Here is a 7,320-nt window from a genome sequence, read left to right as displayed (position 1 = left end):
CCGTGTTCGGCCCCTCGCAGGCGGCCGCGCAGCTCGAGGCGTCCAAGGCCTTCGCCAAGGAGGTCATGGCCGCCGCGGGCGTGCCCACCGCCGGCTCCCGCGTGTGCACCACCGCCGCGGAGGCCGCCGCCGCCCTCGATGAGTTCGGCGCCCCGCACGTCGTCAAGGACGACGGCCTGGCCGCGGGCAAGGGCGTCGTGGTCACCTCCGACCGCGCCGAGGCCCTCGCCCACGCCGAGGCCTGCTTCGCCGCCGGCGGCACCGTGGTGATCGAGGACTTCCTGGACGGCCCCGAGGTATCCCTCTTCGTGATCTGCGACGGCGAGGACGCCGTCGCCCTCACCCCCGCGCAGGACTTCAAGCGCATCCACGACGGCGACGCCGGCCCCAACACCGGCGGCATGGGCGCGTACACGCCGCTGCCGTGGCTGCCCGAGGGCTTCACGGACGAGGTCATGGACCGGGTGGCCCGCCCCGTGCTCGCCGAGATGGCCCGCCGCGGCACCCCGTTCACGGGCGTGTTGTTCTGTGGCCTGGCCGTGACCGCCAAGGGCGTGGAGGTCATCGAGTTCAACGTGCGCTTCGGCGACCCCGAGACCCAGGCCGTGCTCGCCCGCCTCGAGACACCCCTGGGCGGGCTGCTCGCCGACGCCGCGGCCGGCCGGCTCGGCGCGGACCGTCGGCTCGAGTGGAGCGACGACGTCGCCGTGGACGTGGTCATGGCCTCGGCCGGCTACCCGGCCTCCTCCTCGACGGGCGACGTGATCACCGGGCTGGCCGACGCGGCCGCCCTCGAGGGCGTGCACGTGATCCACGCCGGCACCGCGGCGTCCGGTGAGGACGTGGTGACGGCGGGCGGCCGGGTGCTGGCCGTCGTCGGGCGCGGGGCGGACCTGGCCCAGGCGCGTGAGCGCGCCTACGCGGGCGTCGAGCGGATCCGGTTCGACGGGGCCCAGTGGCGCACGGACATCGGACTCAAGGCCGAGCGCGGCGAGATCACCGTGCCCGGGACGGGGGGAGCGAAGTGAGCGGGGAGCGCGTGGGGTTCACGGGGGCCGAGGCCCTCTGGCTGCCGGGCTGGCGGCACGTCTACTCGGGCAAGGTGCGGGACCTGTACGAGCCCGCCGACGCCGAGCCGGGACGGTCCGCGACGCTGCTCGTGGTGGCCTCCGACCGGATCAGCGCCTACGACCACGTGCTGGAGCCGCCGATCCCGGACAAGGGCACCATCCTCACCCGGCTGACCCTGTGGTGGTTCGAGAAGCTGGCCGAGGGCTACAACGGGGCCCACGCCGAGCCGGTCGAGCACCATGTGGTGGGCACGGACGTGCCCGCGGCCGTGGCCGGGCGGGCGATGGTCGTCAAGCGCCTGGACATGTTCCCCGTGGAGTGCATCGCCCGCGGCTACCTGACAGGGTCCGGCCTGGCCGAGTACCGCGCGTCGGGCACGGTGGCCGGCCTGCCGCTGCCCGCCGGGCTCGTGGACGGCTCGCGGGTCGACCCGCCGATCTTCACGCCGTCCGCGAAGGCCGAGGTCGGCGAGCACGACGAGAACATCACGTTCGAGCAGATGGTCGAGCGCGTGGGCACCGAGGCCGCCGAGCGCCTGCGGTTCCTCACCCTGGACCTGTACGCCCGCGCCGAGGCGATCGCCCGCGAGGCCGGCATCATCCTGGCGGACACGAAGGTCGAGTTCGGTGTGGACCCGGCCACCGGCCAGGTGGTGCTGGGCGACGAGGTCCTCACCCCGGACTCCTCCCGGTTCTGGGACGCCGAGGACTACGAGCCCGGCCGCCCCCAGGCGAGCTTCGACAAGCAGTTCGTCCGCGACTGGCTCACGGGCCCCGACTCCGGCTGGGACAAGACCAGCGGGGAGGCCCCGCCGGCGCTGCCCGCCGACGTCGTGGCCAAGACCCGCGACCGCTACGTGGAGGCGTACGAGCGCCTCACGGGCCGCCCCTTCGACGCCTGACCCGCACTTTCGAACGTGAGATAGGCCCTCTCTCACGTTCGAAAGTCCCCATTCGCCCGATTTCACGTTCGAAAGTCCGGGGCGGGGCGGGGCGGCTCCTGCACAGGGGCCCGGCCCCGCACAGGAGGGGGTCGGACGCCCGCCCACGACGACGGCGCCCGCATCCTGACCGCATGCCACGCCGCCCCGCACCCCTTCCGCCAGCCCTCGCCGGCCGCGTCTTCACCCGGCGCGAAGCCCTGGACCGCCTCTCCCTCTCCTCCGACCGGCTGCGCAGCCTCGACCTGCGCCAGGTCACCCACGGGGCACACCGCGCGGTCGTCGACGTGCCGGGGTCGTGGGCCGCGCTCGGATACCCCCGCCCCGTGGCGGCCCTGCCGCCGGAGGAGGCCGCTGTCGTGGTGGCTCTGACCCGTGGGGTCGCCTCGCATCTGACGGCGGCGCGGCTGCACGGGCTCGTCCTGCCGTGGTGGGCCGAGGAGGACACACGGGTGCACGTGAGCCGGCCGCACCGCACGGGTCGGACGGGGCGCGCGGGCGTCGCCTGCCACGGACGCACGGTGCCGGCCGAGGACCGCGTGGAGGTGCACGGGGTCCCGGTCACCTCGCTCGAGCGGACGTGGGTGGACCTCTGCTCCCTGCTGCGGCCGGATCAGATGGCGGACGCCGTCGTCGCGGGGGACGCGCTCGTGAACCGTCCGTGGGTGGACGGGTCCCGACTCCCGCCGCGTACGACGGCGTCGCGGCTCTCCGCGGCGCTGGAGCGGGCGGGCCGGTTCAAGGGCGTGCGGGTGGCTCGGGCCGCGCTGGCGCTGATCCGGGTGGGGGCGGACTCGCCTCCGGAGACGCGACTGCGGCTGGCGCTCCTCGACGCCGGCCTCCCCGAGCCGCGCCTGCAGGCGCAGCTGGTCTCACCGGAGGGGGAGCGGACCGACGCGGACATGGTGGTTGAACGGTCCCGCGTGGCCCTCCACTACGACGGCGGCCACCATCGCACGCCGGAGCAGCAGCGACGCGACGCACGGCGGGACCGTCTCTGGCAGGAGGCCGGCCACCTGTCCATCACGGTGATGGGCGCCGACCTGGCCGAGGACTTCCGGACCGTGGTGGCCGCCGTCGTCCGCCACGACCGGGCCGCGCGGGCGACCTCCACCATCTCCGCTCCCGCCCCCGCCGCAGGACTTTCGAACGTGAAATCGGGCGAATGGGCACTTTCGAACGTGGGATAGGCCCTCTCTCACGTTCGAAAGTGCCCGGCCCGGGGCCCATCAGGCGAGCGAGTCCTCCCAGGCCCGGTGTAGCGCCGCGAACCGGCCGTCGGCCGCCACCAGCTCGGCGGGGCTGCCGTCCTCGACGATCCGGCCGTCGTGCATCACGAGCACCCGGTCGGCGGTCTCGACGGTGCTGAGCCGGTGGGCGATGATCAGTGCCGTCCGGTTCCCCAACAGCCGCTCCAGCCCGGCCTGCACGAGACGCTCGCTCGGCAGGTCCAGCGACGACGTCGCCTCGTCCAGGATCAGCACGGCGGGGTCCGCGAGGAACGCCCGCGCGAACGACACGAGCTGCCGCTGTCCCGCGCTCAGCCGCCCGCCGCGCTTGGCGACGTCGGTCGCGTAGCCCTCGGGCAGCCCCAGGATGAAGTCGTGCGCCCCCACCGCCCGGGCGGCCGCCTGGATCTCGGCCTCGGTGGCGTCGGGCCGGCCGAGGGCGATGTTCTCCGCGATCGACCCGGAGAACAGGAACGCCTCCTGGGTCACCATCACCACGTTGCGCCGCAGATCCGCCTGGCTGAGCTCGCGCAGCTCCACCCCGTCCAGCGTCAGCGAGCCGGCAGAGACGTCGTAGAACCGGGCGATGAGCTTGGCCAGCGTCGACTTGCCCGCACCCGTCTGGCCCACCACGGCCACGGTCTGCCCGGCCGGGATCACGAGGTCGAACTCCGGCAGCACCACCCGGTCCGGTCCGTAGCTGAACACCGCGTCCCGGAACTCCACCCGCCCGGACGCCACGCCCGTCCCCGGAGCGTCGGCCCCGGGCAGCGGCGTGGGCTCGGCGGCCTCCACCACGGTGGGCTCCTCCTCGAGCAGGCCGGAGACCTTCTCGAGCGCCGCCGTCGCGGACTGCAGCGACGAGTAGAACATCGCCACCATCTCCATGGGCTGGAACACGCGCCGTCCGGCCAGCAGGAGCGCCACGAGCACCCCCACCTCGAGGTCGCCGTCGAGCACGCGCAGGCCCCCGGTCACGAGCAGCGCCGCTACCGTGAGGTTGCCCGTCGCCACGAGCACCGGCTGCAGGATGCCGAACAGGTTGAGCGTGGCCACCATGTCGTCCCGGTAGGCCGTGGCCAAGTCGCGGTACCGCGCGTCGTTGTCCCGTTCCCGCCGGAAGGCCTGGACCGCGCGGATGCCGGTCATGGTCTCCACGAAGTGCACGATCGACCGTGCCGAGGACACCCGCGACCGCCGGTACGCCTCCTCGGACCGCACCTGGTACCAGCGCGTCACGATCGCCACCGGCACGGCCGCGCCCAGCAGCACGAGGAACGACGGCGGGTCCAGCAGCAGGATGGACGCCGCGGTGAACGACATGAACATCAGCCCGGACACGAGCGAGGACACGCCCTGGTCCAGCAGCTCCCGCAGCGCCTCCAGGTCCGAGGTCTGCCGCGAGATCACCCGCCCGGACGTGTACCGCTCGTGGAACCCGAGGCTCAGCCGCTGCGTGTGCCGGAACACGCGCAGCCGCAGGCTGAGCAGCATGGCCTGGCTGGCCCGCGCGGTGAGCCACGTGTACGCCCCCAGCAGGCCCCCGGAGACGAGGGCCGCCGCCACGTACGCCCCGCCCACGGGGACGAGGATGGGCCAGACGGACTCGCCGGCCCGCACGGCCTCGACGACGCGCGGCAGCTCCGCGTCGATCGCCCAGGCGATGATCAGCGGCCCGGCCGCCCGCGCCGCGTTGGACACGAGCACGAAGACCACGGTGACCAGCAGCGTCCCCCGGACCGGCCGCGCGAGCTCGCCGAGCAGCCGGAAGGACCGGCGCCGGATGTGGCGGCGCTCCGCGCGGGTGTAGTCGAGGTCCTCTTCGGCCCCCACGCCGCGCACGCGGCTCACGTCGGCGGCGCTCATGCCTGCTCCTCCGGTCGGCTCGAGATGATGTGCCGGTACACGGCGCTGCGGGCCAGCAGTTCGGGGTGCGTCCCCACGTCCTCGATCCGCCCGTCCGCCAGCACCGCGACCCGGTCCGCCAGGGCCACGGTGGAGGGACGATGCGCCACGATCAGGGTGGTCGTCCCGTCGAGGACCTCGCGCAGGCGCGCGGTCACGGTCTCCTCGGTGCGCACGTCGAGGGCGGAGAGGGGGTCGTCCAGCACGAGCACGTCCGGGCGCGCCGCGATCGCGCGGGCGAGGGCGATCCGCTGGCGCTGTCCGCCGGAGAGGCTGAGGCCCTCCTCGCCGATCTCGGTCTCGACGCCGTCCGCCAGGTCCGCCACGAAGCCCGCCTGCGCGGTCTCGAGCGCGAGGTCGAGCAGGGCGTCCGCCGCGGGGGAGTGGAGGCCGTCCGCGAGCACGTCCGCCGGGGCGCCGAGCAGCACGTTCTGCCGGATGGTCGCGGAGAACAGCGTGGCGTCCTCGAACGCCACGGACACCCGCCGGCGCAGCTCCCCGAGCGGCATCCGGCGCACGTCCACCCCGTCCACGCAGACGGAGCCCGCCGTGACGTCGAGCAGCCGGGGGACCAGCTGCAACAGCGTCGACTTGCCGGCGCCGGTCGCGCCGACCAGGGCCATCGTCTCGCCGGGCACCAGCTCGAGGTCGACGCCGTCGAGCAGGTCGCGCTCCCCGCGCTCCGGGTCCGCGTCCGGCCAGCGGAAGCGCACCCCGTGGAACGCGAGCGCGCCGGTGGCCGGGGGCACGACGGCGGCCTCCCCGGTGGGCGAGGCGATGTCCACGGGCGTGGCGAGCACGTCCACGTGGCGGTCGATCGCCGTGCGGGCCGAGAGCGTCATGCCCATCAGCTGGCCCACGGACTCGACCGGGCCGGCCAGCACGGCCGCGGTGGCGAAGTAGGCGGCGAGCGCGCCCACCGTCAGCTCCCCGGTCGCCACGAGCCACAGGCCCAGGGCGAGGCCCAGGCCCAGCACCGTCTCCGGCAGGGCCACGATCAGGGCGATGAACCGGGCCAGCACGGACGCCTTGTGCACCTCGGTGCCCTGCAGCGTGCGGGCGCGCCCGCGGAAGCCGTCGAGGGCGTGCGCGCCGCGGCCGAACGCCTTGAGGACGCGGATGCCGTGCACCGACTCCTCGACGGACGTGGTGAGGTCCCCGGCCTGGTCCTGGGAGAGCCGGGACGCGGCGCGGAAGTCGTTGCGGAACCCGAACGACGCCCACATGATCGGCACGGCCGCGGCGAGGTAGAGCAGGGCCAGCTGCCAGGACAGCAGGAACAGCAGGACGAGGCCGACGGTGATGGTCACCACGTCCACCACGAGCATGACCGAGCCGAACGCGATCCACCGCCGCAACAGCGAGAGGTCGCCCTGGGCCCGGGAGAGCAGCTGCCCCGAGGGCCACGCGTCATGGAACGCCACCGGCAGGCGCTGGAGCCGTTCGAACAGGGCGATGCGCGCCCGGTTCTCCACCCCGGCGGCCGGCGGGAGGATGAAGTACCGGCGCAGGCCGATGAACGCGGCCTCGGCGAGGCCGAGCACGGTGAGCAGGCCGGCGGCCCGCCACACGTCTGCGCGGGAGTCGGGGGAGGAGGGCCGGGCGAGCACGGTCTCCGTGAACACGGTGTCCACGAGCAGGTGGATGACCTGCGGGATGGCCAGGGCCACGAGACCCGCCGCCATGGCCGAGGCGAGCCCGAGCACCCAGCGCGCCCGCACGCCCTCGAGGTACGGTGCGATCCCGCCCAGGGCGTCACGCAGGGACGAGGCGGCGGGAGAGGTGGCGCGGGTCACGGGGCCCCACTGTACCCGCGGCCTCGGACGGGACAGGCGGCTCAGCCCCGTGGGACCAGGTCCAGCACCACGGCCTCGGGCCGGCACGCGAACCGCACGGGCGCGGACGGCGCGGTCCCCAGGCCGGCCGACACCTCGAGGGGGACGGTCCGCCCCGCGGCCGTCCACGTCGAGACCCCGGAGGCCAGGCGGCGGGGCAGGTCGCAGTTGGTGACGAGTGCCCCGAGGAACGGCACGCACACCTGCCCGCCGTGGGTGTGGCCGGCGAGCAGCAGGTCGGCGCCGTCGGCGGTCATGGCGTCCAGCACGCGGCGGTACGGGGCGTGGGTGACGCCCAGCCGGAACCGCCCGTCGTCACCGGGCCGCCCGGCGTTCTCGT

At 74.6% G+C, this 7,320-nt stretch carries 5 protein-coding genes and 1 pseudogene; 3 read left to right on the top strand and 3 right to left on the bottom strand.

What is annotated here, in order from left to right; all coding sequences use genetic code 11:
- The 3 genes from purD to D8M29_RS06895 form a co-directional block, all read left to right on the top strand.
- On the top strand, positions 1 to 1,028 hold a 1,028-nt coding region (gene purD, locus D8M29_RS06905; protein WP_127445866.1), incomplete at its 5' end, for a phosphoribosylamine--glycine ligase.
- Positions 1,025 to 1,972 carry a phosphoribosylaminoimidazolesuccinocarboxamide synthase gene (locus tag D8M29_RS06900; protein WP_122054582.1) on the top strand — a complete coding sequence of 316 codons (948 nt, stop codon included), beginning with the start codon at positions 1,025 to 1,027 and terminating at the stop codon, positions 1,970 to 1,972. The genes purD and D8M29_RS06900, both read left to right, overlap by 4 nt.
- Before the next feature lie 173 nt (positions 1,973 to 2,145).
- Complete coding sequence (locus D8M29_RS06895; protein WP_127435252.1) at positions 2,146 to 3,201, top strand: hypothetical protein; 1,056 nt, start codon at positions 2,146 to 2,148, stop codon at positions 3,199 to 3,201.
- A 39-nt stretch (positions 3,202 to 3,240) separates the two neighbouring features.
- Here the strand turns inward: D8M29_RS06895 and D8M29_RS06890 are convergent, their stop codons facing one another.
- The 3 genes and pseudogenes from D8M29_RS06890 to D8M29_RS06880 form a co-directional block, all read right to left on the bottom strand.
- Positions 3,241 to 5,106, bottom strand: a complete 1,866-nt coding sequence (locus D8M29_RS06890) for an ABC transporter ATP-binding protein (protein ID WP_036338250.1) — start codon at positions 5,104 to 5,106, stop codon at positions 3,241 to 3,243.
- Entirely contained in the window at positions 5,103 to 6,941 is a 1,839-nt protein-coding gene (locus D8M29_RS06885) for an ABC transporter ATP-binding protein (protein ID WP_127445865.1), read from the bottom strand. The genes D8M29_RS06890 and D8M29_RS06885 overlap by 4 nt, the downstream gene beginning before the upstream one ends.
- A 41-nt stretch (positions 6,942 to 6,982) precedes the next feature.
- Positions 6,983 to 7,320 (bottom strand): annotated as a pseudogene (locus D8M29_RS06880) (metallophosphoesterase); the annotation flags it as partial.

The organism is Micrococcus sp. HSID17227 (assembly GCF_003989405.1).
Lineage (GTDB): Bacteria > Actinomycetota > Actinomycetes > Actinomycetales > Micrococcaceae > Micrococcus > Micrococcus luteus.
Note: the sequence above shows the minus strand (reverse complement) of the source record. Positions and strands in the feature narration are given on the sequence as shown.

Excerpts from the sequence above, each read along its gene's own strand:
- D8M29_RS06895 (WP_127435252.1), top strand. The coding sequence starts at position 2,146 with ATGCCACGCCGCCCCGCACCCCTTCCGCCAGCCCTCGCCGGCCGCGTC.
- D8M29_RS06890 (WP_036338250.1), bottom strand. The coding sequence starts at position 5,106 with ATGAGCGCCGCCGACGTGAGCCGCGTGCGCGGCGTGGGGGCCGAAGAG.